Genomic DNA, 19,936 nt, shown 5'->3' with positions numbered 1-19,936 from the left:
CGACAGCTCCCAGGCCTCAGCACCAACACAGGCTCACGCGTCATAGAGGTCGGCCTTCTTCGGCGACGCGTCCTGGACGTTCGTGCTGAGGAACCCGGCCCGCGCCCCGAACTTCTCGACGTCCACGCCGTTCTCCTCCAGCACGCGTATCGCCGCGGAGTGCACCACCCGCAGCACCGGCGTGGCCGCGCGTAGCGCGTCGTCGGCCATGAAGCGGTGCCGCCACGGCTGGTCCGCCCACGCGTGCCGCAGGCCGAACGGCTCGGGCAGGCCCAGCGAGCCGCCCAGCCAGTTCAGCGCCGGCGGATACCAGGTGATGGGCGCGCGCACCGCGAGCCGCACCACCTCGTCGCTGTTCACGAGCGGCAGCTTGATCTTCCGGCTCTCCCACGGCTTGAACGTCTTGGCCACGCTCTTGGTCGGCGCCTCCGGCTTAGAGGTGAACAGCGAGTGAACCGGCCCGAGCGCATGCCCGGTCACCTCGATCCGCAGCGTCTGGTGCAGCACCGTCACCGTGATCAGCATCGTGATGACGAGCTGGCTGTCCCACAGCGTCCACTGGACACCCAGGTAGTGCCGGTTGCCGCTGCCGAACTGCTGCTTGTTGCAGATCTCCTGTATGGCGTGCGGCCTGAACTGGAACGCCTCGACGTCCGCGCCCTCCGGCCGGGACACCGCCTTCGCGTTCTCCCCGATCGGCGTGACGATCCAGTGCCGTATCGAGGGCTTCGGGAAGCCGCCCGTGTTCAGCGGCCCGCGCTCCAGCAGGGCCAGCTGGTCGTGGACGGCGCGGATGACGTCCCAGCTGCGGAAGGGGTGGATCTCCCGGTCGGGGTCCGCGGGCCGCAGGTCCTCGGCGAGCTGCCAGCTGCCCCAGCGCGTGCCCATGCCGAGTATGCCCTTCGGCCCGGCGTAGAAGACCGAGTTGGACTGCTGTTCGGCGCTCAGCTTGGCCAGCGACTGGCGCAGCGCCTCGGCCGCGGTCTCGCCGGGGCTGCTCGGCACGGCTTCGGGGACCTTGGCGCCGACGCTGGTGCCCGACAGCAGGCCGTCCCAGCGTCCGCGCAGGTCCTTAGCCGTGTTCTCGCAGATCCGCTTGGCCAAGAACCAGCCCAGCACCGGGGCGACGACCGCGCCGCGCGCGTACAACGCCCAGAAGCCGGTGAACGGCATGCGGAGCAGGAAGATCACGGCGACCACGCCCACGGCGAGCAGCAGCGCGGTACCGAGCGTGCTCATGCGCTTGTCGTCGCGCTTCGCCATGGTCGTCCGGAGCTGGAAGACGAGCAGCCACACCAGCAGGCCCGGCAGGAACAGCAGCCCGCACAGCACCATCACGGTCGTCAGCCGGTTGTCGCGCGCGCGGCGGATGTTGTTCGCCGCGAGGCAGTGCTCCACGACGACCTGGGGCTCGATGCCGAAGGACTGGATGAGCGGTTTGCGGTCCGGGCCGATCATGCGGTCGGCCACGGCCCGGGAGAAGGCCTCGCCGAGATTCGGTTTGAAGAGGGCGATCTTGCCCTCCTTGACCGTGGACTGGTGCCAGTCGTTGTCGGCCTTCTTGATGTCCTCGACCCCGTTGTCCCGGTAGGCCGCCGAGGCCAGCGCGAAGGTCGCCGCCTGGCTCCCGTCGCCCGCGACGGGCACCTGTGGCCCGTCCCACTCGGTCCCGATCGACATCCCGCCCCCCATCGCCGCCCTGTCGCACCTGCGGCCTTCCCGACTTCCCTGCCCCGCACACCTGTTGATCAGGCCGTCGTGCCGACGCGGCACGACGCGATCACGTGATCAGCGTATCCGCCGCCACCGACATCCGTCGGCGGACGGCCGAAGCCGCCCGCCGAATCGGAGGGAAGGGATCCGCAGTCGTTCGACCGGCGGCCCTCGTACCGCCGACTACGAGGCCTCCTGCACCTGTTCGCGGATCTTCTCGGCGACCTGCGGCGGCATCGGCTCGTGCCGGGCGTAGACGCGGCTGAACCGGGCCGTGCCGTGTGAGAGGGAGCGCAGATCGACCGCGTACCGGCCGATCTCGAACTCGGGCACCTCGGCCCGCACCAACGTCCGTCCGGAGCCGACCTGTTCGGTGCCGACCACCCGGCCCCGCCGCCCCGACAGGTCGCTCATCACGGCACCCACGTAGTCGTCGCCGACCAGGACGCTCACCTCGGCCACCGGCTCCAGCAGATGGATCTTCGCGTCGGCCGCGGCCTCCCGCAGCGCCAGCGCGCCCGCCGTCTGGAAGGCGGCGTCGGAGGAGTCCACCGAGTGCGCCTTGCCGTCGAGCAGCGTGATCCGGACGTCGACCAGCGGATAGCCGGCCGCGACCCCCTTGGCGGCCTGGGTCCGCACTCCCTTCTCCACCGACGGGATGAATTGCCGGGGCACCGCGCCGCCGACCACCTTGTCCACGAACTCGATGCCAGAGCCGCCGGGCAGCGGCTCGACCTCGATCTCGCAGATCGCGTACTGCCCGTGGCCGCCGGACTGCTTCACGTGCCGTCCGCGACCGGCTGCCTTGCCGCCGAACGTCTCCCGGAGGGAGACCTTGTGGGGTACGACGTCGACCTGGACGCCGTAGCGGTTGCGCAGTCGCTCCAGGGCGACGTCCGCGTGGGCCTCGCCCAGGCACCACAGGACCACCTGGTGGGTGTTCTGGTTCTGCTCGAGCCGCATCGTCGGGTCCTCGGCGACCAGCCGGCCCAGGCCCTGCGAGAGCTTGTCCTCGTCCGCCTTGCTGTGCGCCTCGATGGCGAGCGGCAGCAGCGGGTCGGGCATCTGCCACGGTTCCATGAGCAGCGGGTCGTCCTTCGCCGACAGCGTGTCGCCGGTCTCCGCGCGGCCCAGCTTCGCCACACACGCGAGATCGCCCGCGACCGCGTGCGTCACCGGACGCTGCTGCTTGCCGAACGGCGTGGAGAGGGCGCCGATCTTCTCGTCGACGTCGTGGTCCTCGTGCCCCCTGTCGGCCAGGCCGTGCCCGGACACGTGCACCGTCTCGTCGGGGCGCAGGGTGCCGGAGAAGACGCGGACCAGCGAGACCCGGCCCACGTACGGGTCGGAGGAGGTCTTCACGACCTCCGCGACCAGCGGCCCGTTCGGATCGCACGGCTTCAGCTCGCGCGGCCTGCCGTCGACCGTGGCGACTCCGGGCACCGTGTGCTCCAGCGGTGTGGGGAAGCCGCCCGTGATCAGCTCCAGGAGCTCGACCGTGCCGAGTCCCTGCCGCGCTCCCTCGGCCGCGGGCGCGGCCGCCAGGACGGGGAAGAAGACCCCGCGCGAGACGGCCCGCTCCAGATCCTCGATCAGCGTCTTGACGTCGATCTGCTCGCCACCGAGGTAGCGGTCCATCAGGGTCTCGTCCTCGCTCTCCGAGATGATCCCCTCGATGAGCCGGTTGCGCGCGTCGTCCATCTCGGGCAGCTGTTCGGGGCCCGGCTCGGACTCCTTGCGCTCGCCGGACGAGTAGTCGAACAGCTTCTGCGACAGCAGTCCGACCAGCCCCGTCACGGGCGCGTGCCCGTCGGCTCCCTGCGGGCCGTGCAGCGGCAGGTACAGCGGGAGCACGGCGTCGGGGTCGTCGCCGCCGAACGTCTCCGCGCACACCCGGGTCATCTCCTCGAAGTCCGCGCGGGCGGCCTCCAGGTGTGTCACGACGATGGCCCGCGGCATCCCGACCGCCGCGCACTCCTCCCACACCATCCGGGTCGAGCCGTCCACCCCGTCCGAGGCCGAGACGACGAAAAGGGCCGCGTCCGCGGCGCGCAGACCGGCCCTCAGCTCTCCGACGAAGTCGGCGTATCCGGGGGTGTCGAGCAGGTTGATCTTGAATCCGTCCCATTCGACGGGGACCAGGGAGAGCTGCACGGAGCGTTGCTGCCGGTGCTCGATCTCGTCGTAGTCCGAGACGGTGCCGCCGTCCTCCACGCGGCCCGCCCGGTTCACAGCTCCCGCGGTCAGCGCGAGAGCCTCCACCAGGGTCGTCTTGCCCGAACCGGAGTGGCCGACCAGCACCACATTCCGTACGGACGCGGGGTGGTCGGCCGCCGTAGCCCTGCCGGCGGCCCCAGGGTGTGTGTTCGCCTTGTCGCCCATGGCCTTGCCTCCCGTGCACGGTGAGGTCATTGTGGGCGCGGGCAGACCGGGCCGCGTGCGGTGGCGGCTCCGATGACGCCCGCGGTCCTTCGAGCTTTCCACTCCCGTCACGGTGCGTCCATACGGAGGACGCCGATCGCGCCGGCGGACGTCACATACGGGCCGCCCACTGGACACCTGACCGTGGTGCGGGTGCCCGCCCGTCGTACACACGCGCGCGTGGCTACGATGGGCCAGCCGACGGCCAGCAGGGGCCGCGCGGCGACACCGACCGTCGGGAAGGCCATGCTGAACAAGTACGCGCGTGCATTCTTCACGCGTGTCCTCACGCCGTTCGCCGCATTTCTCATCCGGAGAGGCGTCAGTCCCGACACGGTGACACTCCTCGGCACCGCCGGTGTGGTCGCGGGCGCGCTGGTCTTCTACCCCAGGGGAGAGTTCTTCTGGGGCACGGTCGTGATCACACTCTTCGTCTTCTCCGACCTGGTCGACGGCAACATGGCCCGCCAGCTGGGCCGCTCCAGCCGCTGGGGCGCCTTCCTGGACTCCACCCTCGACCGGGTCGCCGACGGGGCCATCTTCGGCGGCTTCGCGCTGTGGTACGCGGGCAACGGGAACGACAATGTTCTGTGTGCCGTGTCCATCTTCTGCCTGGCCAGCGGCCAGGTGGTCTCGTACACGAAGGCCCGCGGCGAGTCGATCGGGCTGCCGGTCGCGGTCAACGGTCTCGTCGAGCGCGCCGAACGGCTGGTGATCTCGCTGGTCGCCGCCGGTTTCGCGGGCCTGCACAAGTTCGGCGTGCCCGGCATCCAGTACCTGCTGCCGGTGGCCCTGTGGATCGTCGCCGTCGGCAGCCTGGTCACGCTGGTCCAGCGCGTCGTCACGGTCCGCCGGGAGTCCGCCGAGGCGGAGGCGGCCGCCGGCCGCGAGAACGCGTCCCACGGGAGTGAGGCGGCGAAGTGAGCATCGCCGAGCGGCTGACCGACACGCTGTACGGCGTCGGCTGGAGCACGGTCAAGAAGCTCCCCGAACCGGCTGCCGTGCGCCTGGGCCGGAGCATCGCCGACCTCGCCTGGAAGCGGCGCGGCAAGGGCGTCCTGCGGCTGGAGAGCAACTACGCGCGCGTGGTACCCGACGCGAGCCCCGAGCGCCTCGCCGAGCTGTCGCGCGCGGGCATGCGGTCGTACCTGCGCTACTGGATGGAGTCCTTCCGGCTGCCCGCCTGGAGCGCCGAGCGCGTCAGGAACGGCTTCGACCCCAAGGACGTCCACCACCTGACCGACGGCCTGGCCTCCGACCGCGGCGTGATCCTGGCACTGCCCCACCTGGCCAACTGGGACCTCGCGGGCGCCTGGGTCACCACCAAGCTGGAGACCCCCTTCACCACGGTCGCCGAACGCCTCAAGCCGGAGACCCTGTACGACCGCTTCGTCGCCTACCGCGAGGGCCTCGGCATGGAGGTCCTGCCGCACAGCGGCGGCTCCGCCTTCGGCACCCTGGCCCGCCGGCTGCGCGACGGCGGCCTGGTCTGCCTGGTCGCCGACCGCGATCTGTCCTCCTCCGGCGTGGAGGTCAAGTTCTTCGGCGAGGCCGCCCGGATGCCCGCGGGCCCGGCGCTCCTCGCCCAGCAGACGGGCGCGCTGCTCCTGCCCGTCACCCTCTGGTACGACGACTCGCCCGTCATGCAGGGCCGTGTCCATCCCCCGATCGAGGTACCCGAGACAGGTACACGGGCCGAGAAGACGTCTGTGATGACACAGGCGCTGGCCGATGCCTACGCCACGGGAATCGCCGACCATCCGGAGGACTGGCACATGCTGCAGCGGTTGTGGCTCGCCGATCTGGACCCCGCACAGGGGCCCGCGAAGGGATCCACGTGAGGATCGGCATCGTCTGCCCGTACTCCTGGGACGTGCCGGGCGGCGTCCAGTTCCACATCAGGGACCTGGCCGAATACTTCATCCGCCTCGGTCACGAGGTGTCCGTGCTCGCCCCCGCCGACGACGACACCCCGCTGCCGCCGTACGTCGTCTCGGCCGGCCGCGCGGTTCCGGTGCCGTACAACGGCTCCGTGGCCCGTCTGAACTTCGGGTTCCTCTCCGCGGCCCGGGTGCGGCGCTGGCTGCACGACGGCGCGTTCGACGTGGTCCACATCCACGAGCCGACGTCGCCCTCCCTGGGCCTGCTGACCTGCTGGGCGGCGCAGGGCCCGATCGTCGCCACCTTCCACACCTCGAACCCGCGCTCCCGCGCGATGATCGCCGCGTACTCGATCCTGCAGGCCGCGCTGGAGAAGATCAGCGCGCGGATCGCCGTGAGCGAGTACGCCCGCCGCACGCTCGTCGAGCACCTGGGCGGCGACGCGGTCGTCATCCCGAACGGCGTGGACGTCGGCTTCTTCGCCCGCGCCGAGCCCAACCCCGAGTGGCAGGGCGACACGATCGGCTTCATCGGCCGTATCGACGAGCCCCGCAAGGGCCTGCCGGTCCTGATGAAGGCCCTGCCGAAGATCCTCGCCGCCCGCCCGCAGACCCGGCTCCTGGTGGCGGGCAGGGGCGACGAGAAGGAGGCGGTGGAGACCCTCCCCGCCGAACTCCGCTCCCGCGTCGAGTTCCTCGGCATGGTCAGCGACGAGGACAAGGCACGCTTCCTGCGCAGCGTCGACCTGTACGTCGCCCCCAACACCGGCGGCGAGAGCTTCGGCATCATCCTGGTCGAGGCGCTGTCGGCGGGCGCTCCGGTCCTCGCCTCCGACCTGGACGCCTTCGCCCAGGTGCTGGACCAGGGAGCGGCGGGCGAACTCTTCACCAACGAGGACGCGGACGCGCTCGCGGAAGCGGCGGTACGCCTCCTGGCCGACCCGGCCCGCCGAGGCGAACTCAGCGAACGGGGCAGCATGCACGTGCGCCGCTTCGACTGGTCGACGGTGGGTGCGGACATCCTCTCGGTCTACGAGACGGTGACGACGGGTACGGCGGCGGTGGCAGCGGACGAACGTCCGGGGCTGCGGGCAAGGTTCGGATTGGCCCGGGACTGACACAGCGAGCGGTGATCGGTCACCTGCAAGCGCCGGCCGGCACAATCGGCCTGTCCGGCGTTTGAGGACGAGACCGTTCGGGCCGAAGCGGCGGTCCGGGGGCGGCAACCCCCAGCAGGGCCGGCACCGACTTCGGTCACAGCACAAGGTCAACGGCACCCAGCATCCACGGCCGACCGCGGCGGAGCTAAGGTGCGGGCCGTGACCGCAACCCTCATCTGGATCCTCGTCGCCCTCGTGGCGATCGGTCTCTATCTGAGCTGGACGGCCGGACGGCTCGACCGGCTGCACTCCCGGATCGACGCCGCCCGCGCCGCACTCGACGCCCAGCTGCTGCGCCGGGCGTCCGTGGCGCAGGAGCTGGCGACCTCCGGCGTCCTCGATCCCGCCGCCTCGATCGTCCTGTACGAGGCGGCGCACGCCGCCCGGCAGGCCGAGGAGGAGCAGCGCGAGGTCGCCGAGAGCGAGCTGAGCCAGGCGCTGCGCGCGGTCTTCGCCGAGGCCCAGCAGGTGGAGGCGGTCCGTGAGGCACCCGGGGGAGAGGCCGCCGCGCGCGAACTGACCGAGGCGGTGCGCAGGGTCCCGATGGCCCGCCGCTTCCACAACGACGCCGTCGGCGCGGCCCGCCGGCTGCGCGAGCACCGCAAGGTCCGCTGGTTCCACCTGGCCGGCCACGCCCCCTTCCCGCTGGCGTTCGAGATGGACGACGAACCGCCGACGGCGCTGGTGGACCGAGCGGCCTGAGGCCGAACTGATCCCGAGACGGACTCAGCGGACCAAAAGGATCCACCCGCTTCTCATTGGCCCTTGCTGTGGCCTGGTCCAATCACGTTTCCTCGGTGCAGCACAAAACCCTCTTCACCGAGTGAGGTCACCCGTGTCCAGCACGCTCTCCGAAAACCAGGCCCCCGAGACCGGCACCGCGCGCGTGAAGCGCGGCATGGCCGAGCAGCTCAAGGGTGGTGTGATCATGGACGTGGTCACGCCGGAGCAGGCGAAGATCGCCGAGGACGCGGGTGCCGTCGCCGTCATGGCCCTGGAGCGGGTCCCGGCCGACATCCGCAAGCAGGGCGGCGTGGCCCGCATGTCCGACCCGGACATGATCGAGGGCATCATCGACGCCGTCTCGATCCCGGTCATGGCCAAGTCCCGCATCGGCCACTTCGTCGAGGCCCAGGTGCTGCAGTCCCTCGGCGTCGACTACATCGACGAGTCCGAGGTGCTCACCCCGGCCGACGAGGTCAACCACTCCGACAAGTGGGCCTTCACGACCCCCTTCGTCTGCGGCGCCACCAACCTCGGCGAGGCCCTGCGCCGTATCGCCGAGGGCGCGGCCATGATCCGCTCGAAGGGCGAGGCCGGCACCGGCAACATCGTCGAGGCCGTGCGTCACCTGCGCCAGATCAAGAACGAGATCGCCCGCCTGCGCGGCTACGACAACCACGAGCTGTACGCCGCAGCCAAGGAGCTGCGCGCACCGTACGAGCTGGTCAAGGAGGTCGCCGAGCTCGGCAAGCTTCCCGTGGTCCTGTTCTCCGCCGGTGGCGTGGCCACCCCGGCCGACGCCGCCCTGATGCGCCAGCTCGGCGCCGAGGGCGTCTTCGTCGGCTCCGGCATCTTCAAGTCCGGCGACCCGGCCAAGCGTGCCGCCGCCATCGTGAAGGCGACCACCTTCTTCGACGACCCGAAGATCATCGCGGACGCGTCCCGCAACCTCGGCGAGGCCATGGTCGGCATCAACATCGACACCCTCCCCGAGTCCGAGCGCTACGCCGGGCGCGGCTGGTAAGGCACCGGAACACATGAACACCCCCGTCATAGGCGTCCTGGCCCTCCAGGGCGACGTACGGGAGCACCTCATCGCCCTGGCCGCGGCCGACGCCGTGGCCAGGCCGGTGCGGCGCCCCGAGGAACTCGCCGAGGTCGACGGCCTGGTCGTCCCCGGCGGCGAGTCCACGACCATCTCCAAGCTGGCCGTCCTCTTCGGAGTGATGGAACCCCTCCGCGCGCGCGTGCGCGACGGCATGCCGGTGTACGGCACCTGCGCGGGCATGATCATGATCGCCGACAAGATTCTCGACCCGCGCTCGGGTCAGGAGACGATCGGCGGCATCGACATGATCGTGCGCCGCAACGCCTTCGGACGGCAGAACGAGTCCTTCGAGGCGGCGGTCGACGTCAAGGGCGTCGCGGGCGATCCTGTAGAGGGCGTCTTCATCCGCGCCCCCTGGGTCGAGTCCGTGGGGGCCGGGGCCGAGGTACTCGCCGAGCACGAAGGCCACATCGTCGCCGTACGCCAGGGCAACGCGCTCGCCACGTCGTTCCACCCGGAACTGACCGGCGACCACCGCGTGCACGCTCTGTTCGTCGACATGGTGCGCGCCAACGGGGCACCGGAGTCCTTGTAGGATCTCCGGGGGTCCCCCCAGCCGTTCGTGTCTGGGGGAGTTCGTACAGGATGGGTTACGCGAAGGAGACAGGCAGATGTCCGGCCACTCTAAATGGGCCACGACGAAGCACAAGAAGGCCGTGATCGATGCCAAGCGCGGCAAGCTCTTCGCGAAGCTGATCAAGAACATCGAGGTCGCGGCGCGTATGGGCGGCGTGGACCTCGACGGCAACCCGACGCTCTACGACGCCGTCCAGAAGGCCAAGAAGCAGTCGGTCCCGAACAAGAACATCGACTCCGCGATCAAGCGCGGCGGTGGGCTCGAGGCCGGCGGCGCCGACTACGAGACGATCATGTACGAGGGCTACGGCCCGAACGGTGTCGCGGTGCTCATCGAGTGCCTCACCGACAACCGCAACCGCGCCGCCTCCGACGTGCGCGTCGCCATGACCCGCAACGGCGGCAACATGGCCGACCCCGGCTCGGTGTCGTACATGTTCAGCCGCAAGGGCGTCGTCATCGTCCCCAAGGGCGAGCTGACCGAGGACGACGTCCTCGGCGCCGTCCTGGACGCGGGCGCCGAGGAGGTCAACGACCTCGGCGAGTCCTTCGAGGTGGTCAGCGAGGCCACCGACCTGGTCGCGGTCCGCACCGCCCTCCAGGACGCCGGGATCGACTACGACTCCGCCGAGTCCAGCTTCGTGCCGTCCGTCCAGGTCGAGCTGGACGAGGAGGGCGCCAAGAAGATCTTCAGGCTGATCGACGCGCTCGAGGACAGCGACGACGTGCAGAACGTCTTCGCCAACTTCGACGTCAGCGACGAGATCATGGAGAAGGTCGACGCGTAGCGCCGCCGCGGGCTGCACGGTCTCAACGGGCCGACGGGACACACCCGTCGGCCCGTCGCTTTGTCGGTGGCACCGGATAGCCTGCAGAAACCGGGGGGACCGCCCAGCGGTGGCTGGGGAGATCGAAGGGAGGGGCGCGGGTGCGCGTGCTGGGGGTGGACCCGGGGCTGACCCGATGCGGTGTCGGGGTGGTCGAGGGGGTCGCGGGCCGGCCGCTGACCCTGCTCGGCGTCGGTGTCGTCCGCACGCCCGTGGACGCCGAGTTGAGCCACCGCCTCGTCGCGATCGAGCAGGGCGTCGAAGCCTGGCTGGACGAGCACCGGCCCGAACTCGTCGCCGTGGAGCGGGTGTTCAGCCAGCACAACGTGCGCACGGTGATGGGCACGGCCCAGGCCAGCGCCGTCGCCATGCTGTGCGCCGCCCGCCGTGGCATTCCGGTCGCCCTGCACACGCCCAGCGAGGTCAAGGCCTCCGTCACGGGCAGCGGCCGCGCCGACAAGGCTCAGGTCGGCGCCATGGTCACCCGGCTGCTGCGGCTCGACGCGCCTCCGAAGCCCGCCGACGCCGCCGACGCCCTCGCGCTCGCCATCTGCCACATCTGGCGCGCCCCCGCGCAGAACCGACTCCAGCAGGCCGTCGCCCTGCACACAACGAAAGGCCGTACGGGATGATCGCCTTCGTGAGCGGACCGGTCGCCGCCCTCGCCCCCGACTCCGCGGTGGTCGAGGTGGGCGGCATCGGCATCGCCGTCCAGTGCACGCCGAACACTCTGTCCGGGCTGCGCATGGGGCAGCAGACGAAGCTCGCCACCTCCCTCGTCGTACGTGAGGACTCGCTGACCCTGTACGGCTTCACGGACGACGACGAGCGCCAGGTCTTCGAACTGCTCCAGACCGCCAGCGGGGTTGGCCCGCGCCTCGCCCAGGCCATGCTCGCCGTGCACTCCCCGGACGCCCTGCGCCGTGCCGTGGCGACCGGCGACGAGAAGGCTCTCACCGCCGTCCCCGGCATCGGTAAGAAGGGCGCTCAGAAGCTGCTCCTGGAGCTGAAGGACCGCCTCGGCGAGCCGATCGGCGCCCCGGCGGTCGGCGCACCCGTCTCGAGCGGCTGGCGCGACCAGCTGCACGCCGCCCTCATCGGCCTCGGGTACGCGACCCGGGAGGCCGACGAGGCCGTATCCGCCGTGGCACCGCAGGCCGAGGCCGCCGAGGGCACGCCGCAGGTCGGCCAGTTGCTGAAGGCGGCGCTGCAGACCCTCAACAGAGCCCGCTGAACGACGGCCCGCGCCCGCCGACGACCCCGCGAGACCCGAGGCACACTCCATGCTGTGTTCCCCGGTTCTCCCGGGGACGCGGCAGCCAAGAGCGGCCTCCGTCCGCGGGCCGGAACCCCGGCCGGCCGACCCTCCCCGGCACACCCAGCTAGGAGAACCACAGTGAACTGGGACGACACGACCGACGCCTCCGCCGCCGAGCGGCTCGTCGGTGCGTCCGCCGACCGTGAGGACCAGGCCGTCGAGGCCGCCCTGCGCCCCAAGGACCTGGGCGAGTTCATCGGCCAGGAGAAGGTCCGCGAGCAGCTCGACCTCGTGCTGCGCGCCGCGCGCGCGCGTGGCGCCACCGCCGACCACGTGCTGCTCTCCGGCGCCCCCGGCCTGGGCAAGACCACCCTCTCGATGATCATCGCCGCCGAGATGGGCGCTCCGATCCGCATCACCAGCGGCCCCGCCATCCAGCACGCCGGTGACCTCGCCGCGATCCTCTCCTCTTTGCAGGAGGGCGAGGTGCTCTTCCTCGACGAGATCCACCGCATGTCCCGGCCCGCCGAGGAGATGCTCTACATGGCGATGGAGGACTTCCGCGTCGACGTCATCGTCGGCAAGGGCCCCGGCGCCACTGCCATCCCTCTCGAGTTGCCCCCGTTCACCCTGGTCGGCGCCACCACGCGCGCGGGCCTGCTGCCGCCCCCGCTGCGCGACCGCTTCGGCTTCACCGCGCACATGGAGTTCTACGAGCCCACCGAACTGGAGCGCGTCGTCCACCGCTCGGCGAACCTGCTGGACGTCGAGGTCGAGGCCGACGGCGCCGCCGAGATCGCCGGCCGTTCCCGCGGCACGCCCCGCATCGCCAACCGCCTCCTGCGCCGCGTGCGCGACTACGCGCAGGTCAAGGCCGACGGCGTGATCACCCGGGACATCGCCGCGGCGGCCCTCGCCGTGTACGAGGTCGACGCCCGCGGCCTCGACCGCCTCGACCGCGCCGTCCTGGAGGCCCTGCTCAAGCTGTTCGGCGGCGGACCGGTGGGCCTGTCGACGCTCGCGGTGGCCGTGAGCGAGGAGCGCGAGACCGTCGAGGAGGTCGCCGAGCCCTTCCTCGTCCGGGAGGGCCTGCTCGCCCGCACCCCGCGCGGCCGGGTCGCCACCCCCGCCGCCTGGGTCCACCTCGGCCTCACCCCGCCCCGTTCGGCCGCTGCAGGAAACGGACAAGGGGACCTGTTCGGGACGTGACGGCGAGCGTATTGGCGGCGTCAGGAACCCAGGTGCCATGCTGAGCGTTGTTCCATGTGCGCGGACTCGCTTAGACTCCGCCGATGCCGCCCTCATCGGTGGCGCCGTACACACCCCCATCCCCCATCCCCCAGGCCGCTGTCCGCCGCGGTCGCGCGAAGGAAATTCCGTCCCGTGAATACCTTGACCCTTCTCCCGCTCATCGTGCTGATCGCGGCCTTTTATCTGATGGCGCGCTCGGGCAAGAAGAGGCAGCAGCAGGCCGCCGCCATGCGGAACGAATTGCAGCCCGGTTCGGGCGTCCGCACGATCGGGGGGATGTACGCGACGGTCAAGGAGGTCAGCGAGGACACGGTCCTCCTCGACGCCGGCCCGGGCGTCGATCTCCTCTTCGCGAAGAACGCGATCGGTGCGGTGCTCAGTGACGACGAGTACAACCGCATCGTCCACGGCATCGAGCACGACCTGAAGTCCGACGTCGACGTCCCGGACGACGCCTCCTCCCTCACCGACGAGCCCGCCGACGCTGCCGCCGCCTCCGGCGAGCATGCCGTCGACCTCGGGAAGAAGGATGCCGCCGAGGAGCCGGCCGACAAGGCCGAGACTGCTGACGCCGCGTCGGACGAAGAGCCGAAGAAGACCGAGGGCGACTCCGACGCGAAGTAGTCACGTCCCGGGGAGCGCGGCGCGACACGATCGCGCTGTGCGCACCCCGGGCGCGTCTGTTTCCCGCACGGGATCCCGACACCATGCCATGGCCGACCACGCCGACCCGGCGCCGGCCGGCCCGAGAGGGAGTACGAGAAGGTGGCTGCACCTAAGAGGGGCCGAAGCGCGAGCGCCCAGAGCAAGCCAGGGCGCTCGCTGGCCTTCATCCTGATCGCCATCGTGGCGCTCACCGGGGGTATGTTCGCCTCCGGGCACACCACCCCGCGTCTCGGCATCGACCTTGCCGGCGGCACGAGCATCACGCTCCAGGCGAAGGCCGACCAAGGGTCCGCGATCAACAAGGCCAACATGGACACCGCGGTCGACATCATGAACCGCCGTGTCAACGGCCTGGGTGTCTCCGAGGCGGAGGTGCAGACCCAGGGGACGAGCAACATCATCGTCAACATCCCCAAGGGCACCAACTCCGAAGAGGCCCGCCAGCAGGTCGGCACCACCGCGAAGCTGTACTTCCGACCGGTCCTGGCCAGTGAGCCCAGCACCCCGGCCGGGCAGAGCCCCTCGCCGAGCCCGACGTCCAGCCCGAGTGGCTCGCCGAGCCCCTCCGGCAGCCCGACGGCCTCCGGTGAGAAGGCGTCGTCCTCCTCCGCGTCCCCTTCGGCCTCCGCCACCACCCAGGGCCGTGCCGTCACCGACGCGCTGAAGGCCGACTCCAACCCGTCGCCCTCCGCGACCCCCAGCACCTCGGCCTCGGCCACCCCCTCGGCCCCGGCGAGTGACGGCACCGACGGCGGGACCGCCGCACTCCAGGCCGCGTACACCAAGCTGAACTGCGCCAAGGCGTCGGAGCGCGCCACCGCCGGCCAGAACGCCAAGCCCGGCGAGCCCACCGTGGCCTGCGGCCAGATCAACAAGGTCTGGTACAAGTACCTGCTCGGCCCGTCCGCCGTGGACGGCACCGAGGTCAAGAAGGCCCAGGCGGTCTACGACACGCAGACCGCCGCCGGCTGGCAGGTCCAGATGAACTTCACCTCCAGCGGAGCGAAGAAGTTCGCCGACATCACCGGCCAGCTCGCCCAGAAGCAGCAGCCGCAGAACGAGTTCGGCATCGTCCTCGACGGCGAGGTCGTCTCCAGCCCGTACGTCAGCCAGTCCATCACCGGCGGCCAGGCGGAGATCTCCGGAAGCTTCACGCAGGAGGAGGCCCAGAGCCTCGCCAACGTCCTGTCGTACGGTGCGCTCCCGCTCTCCTTCAAGGAGCAGAGCGTGACCACGGTGACCGCCGCGCTCGGCGGTGAGCAGCTGCACGCCGGTCTGCTCGCCGGCGCCATCGGCCTCGCCCTGGTCGTGGTCTACCTCGTGATCTACTACCGTGGTCTCTCGCTCGTCGCGATGGCCTCCCTGGTCACCTCCGCGATCCTGACCTACGTGCTCATGTCCCTGCTCGGCCCGGCCATCGGCTTCGCGCTCAACCTGCCCGCGGTCTGTGGTGCCATCGTCGCGATCGGTATCACAGCGGACTCGTTCATCGTGTTCTTCGAACGCATCAGGGACGAGATCCGCCAGGGCCGCTCGCTGCGCCCCGCCGTCGAGCGGGCCTGGCCACGCGCCCGGCGCACCATCCTGGTCTCCGACTTCGTGTCGTTCCTCGCCGCCGCGGTGCTGTTCATCGTCACCGTCGGCAAGGTGCAGGGCTTCGCCTTCACGCTCGGCCTGACCACCGTGCTCGACGTGGTCGTCGTCTTCTTCTTCACCAAGCCGCTCATGACGATCCTCGCCCGCAGGAAGTTCTTCGCGCAGGGCCACAAGTGGTCCGGCCTCGACCCGAAGAGCCTGGGTGCCAAGCCGCCGCTGCGCCGCACCCGCCGTCCCGCCGGTCCCGCCGCCGGTTCCGTCGACCCGAAGGAGGCATGAGCGATGTCGAAACTCGGCAACCTCGGCGCTCGACTGCATCACGGCGAGATCAGCTACGACTTCGTCGGCAAGCGCAAGATCTGGTACGGCATCTCGATCCTGATCACCATCACGGCCATCGTCGGCCTGGCGGTGCGCGGCCTGAACATGGGCATCGACTTCCAGGGCGGCGCCGTCTTCACCACCCCGAAGACGAGCGTCTCCGTCGCCCAGGCCGAGGAGTACGCCTCACAGGCCGCCGGGCACGAAGCGGTCGTCCAGAAGCTCGGCACGGGCGGTCTGCGCATCCAGATCGCCGGCATGGACACCGGGAAGTCCGACGCCACCAAGGCGGAGCTCGCCAAGGACCTCAATCTCAACCCGGAGGCGATCAACGCGGACCTGGTCGGCCCCAGCTGGGGTGAGCAGATCGCCAACAAGGCCTGGGAGGGCCTGGGCATCTTCATGGTGCTCGTGGTGATCTACCTGGCGATCGCGTTCGAATGGCGCATGGCCGTCGCGGCGCTCGTCGCCCTGATCCACGACATCACCATCACGACCGGTATCTACGCGCTGGTCGGCTTCGAGGTCACGCCAGGCACGATCATCGGTCTGCTGACGATCCTCGGTTACTCGCTCTACGACACGGTCGTCGTCTTCGACAGCCTCAAGGAGCAGACGAAGGACATCACCAGACAGACCCGCCTCACCTACAGCGACATCGCCAACCAGTCGATCAACGGCACACTGGTCCGCTCCATCAACACCACCGTGGTCGCACTGCTGCCGGTCGCGGGCCTGCTGTTCATCGGTGGCGGCTTCCTCGGCGCGGGCACGCTGAACGACATCTCGCTGTCGCTGTTCGTCGGCCTCGCGGCCGGTGCGTACTCCTCGATCTTCATCGCCACGCCGCTCGTCGCCGACCTCAAGGAGCGCGAGCCGCAGATGAAGGCCCTGAAGAAGCGCGTCCTGGCCAAGCGGGCCCAGGCCGCGGCGGAGGACGAGCTGGTCGGCAGCCGGTCCGTCGCCGCCGGTGAGCCGGAGGACGCGGCGGCCGCCGTCGTGGGTCCGCGCAACCAGCCCGCGTCCCGTGGCCGGGGCCGTGGCCGACCCTCGGGGAAGCGCCAATGACCAACATCGAGGACCTGCTGCTCAGCCGGATCCGGGACGTGGCCGACTACCCGGAGCAGGGCGTGATGTTCAAGGACATCACCCCGCTCCTGGCGGACCCGGCGGCGTTCACCGCGCTCACGGACGCGCTGGCCGAGATCGCCCAGAACACCGGCGCGACCAAGATCGTCGGACTGGAGGCGCGGGGCTTCATCCTGGGCGCCCCGGTCGCCGTCCGCGCGGGCCTCGGCTTCATCCCCGTACGCAAGGCGGGCAAGCTCCCCGGAGCCACCCTGCGCCAGGCCTACGAGCTGGAGTACGGCTCGGCGGAGATCGAGGTGCACGCCGAGGACCTGACGTCCGCCGACCGCGTGCTGATCGTGGACGACGTCCTGGCCACGGGCGGTACGGCCGAGGCCGCCGTCCAGCTCATCCAGCGGGCGGGCGCCGAGGTCTCGGGCCTCGCCGTCCTGATGGAACTGGGCTTCCTGGCCGGCCGCTCCCGCCTGGAGCCCGCCCTGAACGGCGCCCCACTGGAGGCCCTCCTCCAGGTCTGACCGACCCGACGAGAACGGCCGCTCCCACCACGGGGGCGGCCGTTCTCGCGTACGAGCGGCTCCGGCGACAGCACGACGCGAAGCCGTAGGCCACCCGCAGGACACCCGGCCGCAAGCTTCCCGGAATCCTCTGGCAGCCCCTCGTGTTCATCTCGTAGACGGTCCACGGATCGGCCTGCAGGCGATGTCCAGGCCCAGGATCGCTACCATGGGGTTTCCGGAGCCTGACCGGGGGACCCGGATCGTGCACGAGGAGCCCTCTTGCCAGACGAGGCCCAGCCACTGACCGCCGCAAAGCCCGAGTCCGCCTCGGCGTCCGCGGCGAAGCCCGCGCCGAACGCGTCCCACGCGAAGAACGACACCCGCGGGCCGGTCGAGCACGCCCAGTCCGCGCCCGTGGAGAAGACGGCCGAGCCCGCGCGACCCAAGCCCGTCCCACCCGCGGTCCGCCCGAACACCGGTCCGCCCGCCCGCTCCGGCTCCTCCAACCGTGTCCGCGCCCGTCTCGCCCGGCTAGGCGTCCAGCGCGCCAACCCGTACAACCCGGTCCTGGAACCGCTTCTGCGGATAGTCCGCAGCAACGACCCCAAGATCGAGAACTCGACCCTGCGCCAGATCGAGCGCGCCTACCAGGTCGCCGAGCGCTGGCACCGCGGCCAGAAGCGCAAGAGCGGCGACCCGTACATCACGCATCCCCTCGCGGTGACCACCATCCTCGCCGAGCTGGGTATGGACCCGGCCACCCTCATGGCGGGCCTGCTGCACGACACCGTCGAGGACACCGAGTACGGCCTCGAGGACCTGCGCGGCGACTTCGGCGACGTGGTCGCCCTGCTGGTCGACGGCGTCACCAAGCTGGACAAGGTCAAGTTCGGCGAGGCCGCGCAGGCCGAGACCGTGCGCAAGATGGTCGTCGCCATGGCCAAGGACCCGCGCGTCCTGGTCATCAAACTCGCCGACCGCCTGCACAACATGCGCACCATGCGCTACCTCAAGCGCGAGAAGCAGGAGAAGAAGGCCCGCGAGACCCTCGAGATCTACGCGCCCCTCGCCCACCGCCTGGGCATGAACACCATCAAGTGGGAGCTGGAGGACCTCGCGTTCGCGATCCTCTACCCCAAGATGTACGACGAGATCGTACGGTTGGTGGCCGAGCGGGCACCGAAGCGTGACGAGTACCTGGCCATAGTGACCGACGAGGTCCAGGCCGATCTGCGCGCCGCCCGCATCAAGGCGACCGTCACCGGCCGCCCGAAGCACTACTACAGCGTCTACCAGAAGATGATCGTCCGCGGCCGTGACTTCGCGGAGATCTACGACCTGGTGGGCATCCGCGTCCTGGTCGACACCGTTCGCGACTGCTACGCGGCACTGGGCACGGTCCACGCCCGCTGGAACCCGGTTCCGGGGCGGTTCAAGGACTACATCGCGATGCCCAAGTTCAACATGTACCAGTCGCTGCACACGACGGTCATCGGACCCAACGGCAAGCCGGTCGAGCTGCAGATCCGCACCTTCGACATGCACCGCCGCGCCGAGTACGGCATCGCCGCGCACTGGAAGTACAAGCAGGAGGCCGTCGCCGGCGCCTCCAAGGTCCGCACCGACGTGCCCAAGGGCTCCGGCAAGGACAAGGACGCCATCAACGACATGGCGTGGCTGCGGCAGTTGCTGGACTGGCAGAAGGAGACGGAGGACCCCAGCGAGTTCCTGGAGTCCCTGCGCTTCGACCTGTCCCGCAACGAGGTCTTCGTCTTCACCCCCAAGGGCGACGTCATAGCGCTGCCGGCCGGGGCCACCCCGGTCGACTTCGCCTACGCGGTCCACACCGAGGTCGGCCACCGGACCATAGGAGCACGGGTCAACGGCCGCCTCGTACCGCTCGAATCCACCCTGGACAACGGCGATCTGGTCGAGGTCTTCACCTCCAAGGCCGCCGGCGCCGGCCCCTCCCGCGACTGGCTCGGCTTCGTCAAGTCACCGCGGGCCCGAAACAAGATCCGCGCCTGGTTCTCCAAGGAGCGCCGCGACGAGGCCATCGAGCAGGGCAAGGACGCCATCGTCCGCGCGATGCGCAAGCAGAACCTGCCGATCCAGCGCATCCTCACCGGCGACTCGCTCGTCACCCTCGCGCACGAGATGCGCTACCCGGACATCTCCGCGCTGTACGCGGCGATCGGAGAGGGCCACGTCTCCGCGCAGAACGTCGTGCAGAAGCTCGTCTCGGCGCTCGGCGGCGAGGAGGCCGCCACCGAGGAGATCGACGAGGCCGTACCGCCCACGCGCACGCGTGGCCGCAAGCGCCGCTCCAGCGCCGACCCGGGCGTCGTCGTCAAGGGCGTCGACGACGTGTGGGTCAAGCTGGCCCGCTGTTGCACGCCCGTCCCCGGCGACCCGATCATCGGCTTCGTCACGCGCGGCAGCGGCGTCTCGGTCCACCGCAGCGACTGCGTGAATGTGGAGTCGCTGTCCCGCGAACCTGAGCGGATTCTCGACGTCGAGTGGGCGCCCACCCAGTCCTCGGTCTTCCTGGTCGCCATTCAGGTCGAGGCCCTGGACCGCTCCCGGCTCCTGTCGGATGTCACCCGCGTCCTGTCCGACCAGCACGTCAACATTCTCTCGGCGGCCGTCCAGACCTCCCGCGACCGCGTCGCCACCTCCCGCTTCACCTTCGAGATGGGCGACCCGAAGCACCTCGGCCACGTCCTGAAGGCCGTCAGAGGCGTGGAGGGCGTCTACGACGTGTACCGCGTCACGTCGGCGCGCAGCCGCTCCTAGGACACGCGAGAGGGCCCCGTACGTGACCGTACGGGGCCCTCTCGCGTGTCCGGA

The 19,936-nt window shown here is 70.4% G+C and carries 17 protein-coding genes; 15 read left to right on the top strand and 2 right to left on the bottom strand.

The window, feature by feature from the left end:
• Window positions 1-33 precede the first annotated feature (33 nt).
• Both IEZ19_RS04295 and IEZ19_RS04290 read right to left on the bottom strand, forming a co-directional pair.
• A complete protein-coding gene (locus IEZ19_RS04295; RefSeq protein ID WP_189309633.1) occupies window positions 34-1,680 on the bottom strand; it encodes an AbeC-like domain-containing protein in 1,647 nt (548 codons plus the stop codon).
• Window positions 1,681-1,896: 216 nt separating this feature from the next.
• Complete coding sequence (locus tag IEZ19_RS04290) at window positions 1,897-4,095, bottom strand: elongation factor G-like protein EF-G2 (protein WP_189309632.1); 2,199 nt, start codon at window positions 4,093-4,095, stop codon at window positions 1,897-1,899.
• A gap of 228 nt (window positions 4,096-4,323) precedes the next feature.
• On the opposite strand from IEZ19_RS04290, the gene pgsA reads away from it, so the two are divergent.
• The 15 genes from pgsA to IEZ19_RS04215 all read left to right on the top strand — a co-directional run bounded on the left by pgsA (window position 4,324) and on the right by IEZ19_RS04215 (window position 19,882).
• Complete coding sequence (gene pgsA / locus IEZ19_RS04285) at window positions 4,324-5,058, top strand: phosphatidylinositol phosphate synthase (protein ID WP_189309915.1); 735 nt, start codon at window positions 4,324-4,326, stop codon at window positions 5,056-5,058.
• A complete protein-coding gene (locus IEZ19_RS04280) occupies window positions 5,055-5,975 on the top strand; it encodes a phosphatidylinositol mannoside acyltransferase (protein WP_189309631.1) in 921 nt (306 codons plus the stop codon). Before pgsA ends, IEZ19_RS04280 begins: the two co-directional genes overlap by 4 nt.
• Window positions 5,972-7,132 (top strand): glycosyltransferase family 4 protein, encoded by a 1,161-nt coding sequence (locus tag IEZ19_RS04275; RefSeq protein ID WP_189309630.1) that lies wholly within the window; start codon window positions 5,972-5,974, stop codon window positions 7,130-7,132. The genes IEZ19_RS04280 and IEZ19_RS04275 overlap by 4 nt, the downstream gene beginning before the upstream one ends.
• 201 nt (window positions 7,133-7,333) lie before the next feature.
• The gene (locus tag IEZ19_RS04270) at window positions 7,334-7,876 is read left to right on the top strand and encodes a LemA family protein (protein ID WP_189309629.1); all 543 of its coding nucleotides are present in this window, start codon (window positions 7,334-7,336) and stop codon (window positions 7,874-7,876) included.
• A gap of 133 nt (window positions 7,877-8,009) precedes the next feature.
• The gene (gene pdxS / locus IEZ19_RS04265; RefSeq protein WP_189309628.1) at window positions 8,010-8,921 is read left to right on the top strand and encodes a pyridoxal 5'-phosphate synthase lyase subunit PdxS; all 912 of its coding nucleotides are present in this window, start codon (window positions 8,010-8,012) and stop codon (window positions 8,919-8,921) included.
• 13 nt (window positions 8,922-8,934) lie between these two features.
• On the top strand, window positions 8,935-9,540 hold the full coding sequence (gene pdxT, locus IEZ19_RS04260) for a pyridoxal 5'-phosphate synthase glutaminase subunit PdxT (protein ID WP_189309627.1): 606 nt from the start codon (window positions 8,935-8,937) through the stop codon (window positions 9,538-9,540).
• A 76-nt stretch (window positions 9,541-9,616) separates the two neighbouring features.
• Window positions 9,617-10,369 (top strand): YebC/PmpR family DNA-binding transcriptional regulator, encoded by a 753-nt coding sequence (locus tag IEZ19_RS04255; protein WP_189309626.1) that lies wholly within the window; start codon window positions 9,617-9,619, stop codon window positions 10,367-10,369.
• Window positions 10,370-10,509: 140 nt separating this feature from the next.
• Window positions 10,510-11,040, top strand: coding sequence for a crossover junction endodeoxyribonuclease RuvC (ruvC, locus tag IEZ19_RS04250; protein WP_189309625.1), 531 nt, complete (start codon window positions 10,510-10,512; stop codon window positions 11,038-11,040).
• Window positions 11,037-11,642 carry a Holliday junction branch migration protein RuvA gene (gene ruvA / locus IEZ19_RS04245; protein ID WP_189309624.1) on the top strand — a complete coding sequence of 202 codons (606 nt, stop codon included), beginning with the start codon at window positions 11,037-11,039 and terminating at the stop codon, window positions 11,640-11,642. The genes ruvC and ruvA overlap by 4 nt, the downstream gene beginning before the upstream one ends.
• A gap of 162 nt (window positions 11,643-11,804) precedes the next feature.
• Window positions 11,805-12,875: a Holliday junction branch migration DNA helicase RuvB gene (ruvB, locus tag IEZ19_RS04240; RefSeq protein ID WP_189309623.1), complete on the top strand. Its 1,071-nt coding sequence runs from the start codon at window positions 11,805-11,807 to the stop codon at window positions 12,873-12,875.
• A gap of 174 nt (window positions 12,876-13,049) precedes the next feature.
• Window positions 13,050-13,541: a preprotein translocase subunit YajC gene (yajC, locus tag IEZ19_RS04235; RefSeq protein ID WP_189309622.1), complete on the top strand. Its 492-nt coding sequence runs from the start codon at window positions 13,050-13,052 to the stop codon at window positions 13,539-13,541.
• 141 nt (window positions 13,542-13,682) lie between these two features.
• On the top strand, window positions 13,683-15,458 hold the full coding sequence (gene secD, locus IEZ19_RS04230; RefSeq protein WP_189309621.1) for a protein translocase subunit SecD: 1,776 nt from the start codon (window positions 13,683-13,685) through the stop codon (window positions 15,456-15,458).
• Window positions 15,459-15,461: 3 nt separating this feature from the next.
• The gene (gene secF / locus IEZ19_RS04225) at window positions 15,462-16,568 is read left to right on the top strand and encodes a protein translocase subunit SecF (protein WP_189309620.1); all 1,107 of its coding nucleotides are present in this window, start codon (window positions 15,462-15,464) and stop codon (window positions 16,566-16,568) included.
• Window positions 16,565-17,104 (top strand): adenine phosphoribosyltransferase, encoded by a 540-nt coding sequence (locus IEZ19_RS04220; protein WP_189309619.1) that lies wholly within the window; start codon window positions 16,565-16,567, stop codon window positions 17,102-17,104. Before secF ends, IEZ19_RS04220 begins: the two co-directional genes overlap by 4 nt.
• Window positions 17,105-17,365: 261 nt before the next feature.
• On the top strand, window positions 17,366-19,882 hold the full coding sequence (locus IEZ19_RS04215) for a RelA/SpoT family protein (RefSeq protein ID WP_189309618.1): 2,517 nt from the start codon (window positions 17,366-17,368) through the stop codon (window positions 19,880-19,882).
• Window positions 19,883-19,936 lie beyond the last annotated feature (54 nt).

The organism is Streptomyces brasiliensis, from assembly GCF_014647875.1.
GTDB lineage: Bacteria > Actinomycetota > Actinomycetes > Streptomycetales > Streptomycetaceae > Streptomyces > Streptomyces brasiliensis.
This window is presented reverse-complemented; position numbering and strand designations above follow the sequence as displayed.

Bases quoted from the DNA above. Each gene is read 5' to 3' on its own strand.
- ruvA (WP_189309624.1), top strand. From the start codon at position 11,037: ATGATCGCCTTCGTGAGCGGACCGGTCGCCGCCCTCGCCCCCGACTCC.
- secF (WP_189309620.1), top strand. From the start codon at position 15,462: ATGTCGAAACTCGGCAACCTCGGCGCTCGACTGCATCACGGCGAGATC.
- IEZ19_RS04290 (WP_189309632.1), bottom strand. From the start codon at position 4,095: ATGGGCGACAAGGCGAACACACACCCTGGGGCCGCCGGCAGGGCTACG.
- pdxT (WP_189309627.1), top strand. From the start codon at position 8,935: ATGAACACCCCCGTCATAGGCGTCCTGGCCCTCCAGGGCGACGTACGG.
- IEZ19_RS04255 (WP_189309626.1), top strand. From the start codon at position 9,617: ATGTCCGGCCACTCTAAATGGGCCACGACGAAGCACAAGAAGGCCGTG.
- IEZ19_RS04220 (WP_189309619.1), top strand. From the start codon at position 16,565: ATGACCAACATCGAGGACCTGCTGCTCAGCCGGATCCGGGACGTGGCC.
- pgsA (WP_189309915.1), top strand. From the start codon at position 4,324: ATGGGCCAGCCGACGGCCAGCAGGGGCCGCGCGGCGACACCGACCGTC.
- IEZ19_RS04295 (WP_189309633.1), bottom strand. From the start codon at position 1,680: ATGTCGATCGGGACCGAGTGGGACGGGCCACAGGTGCCCGTCGCGGGC.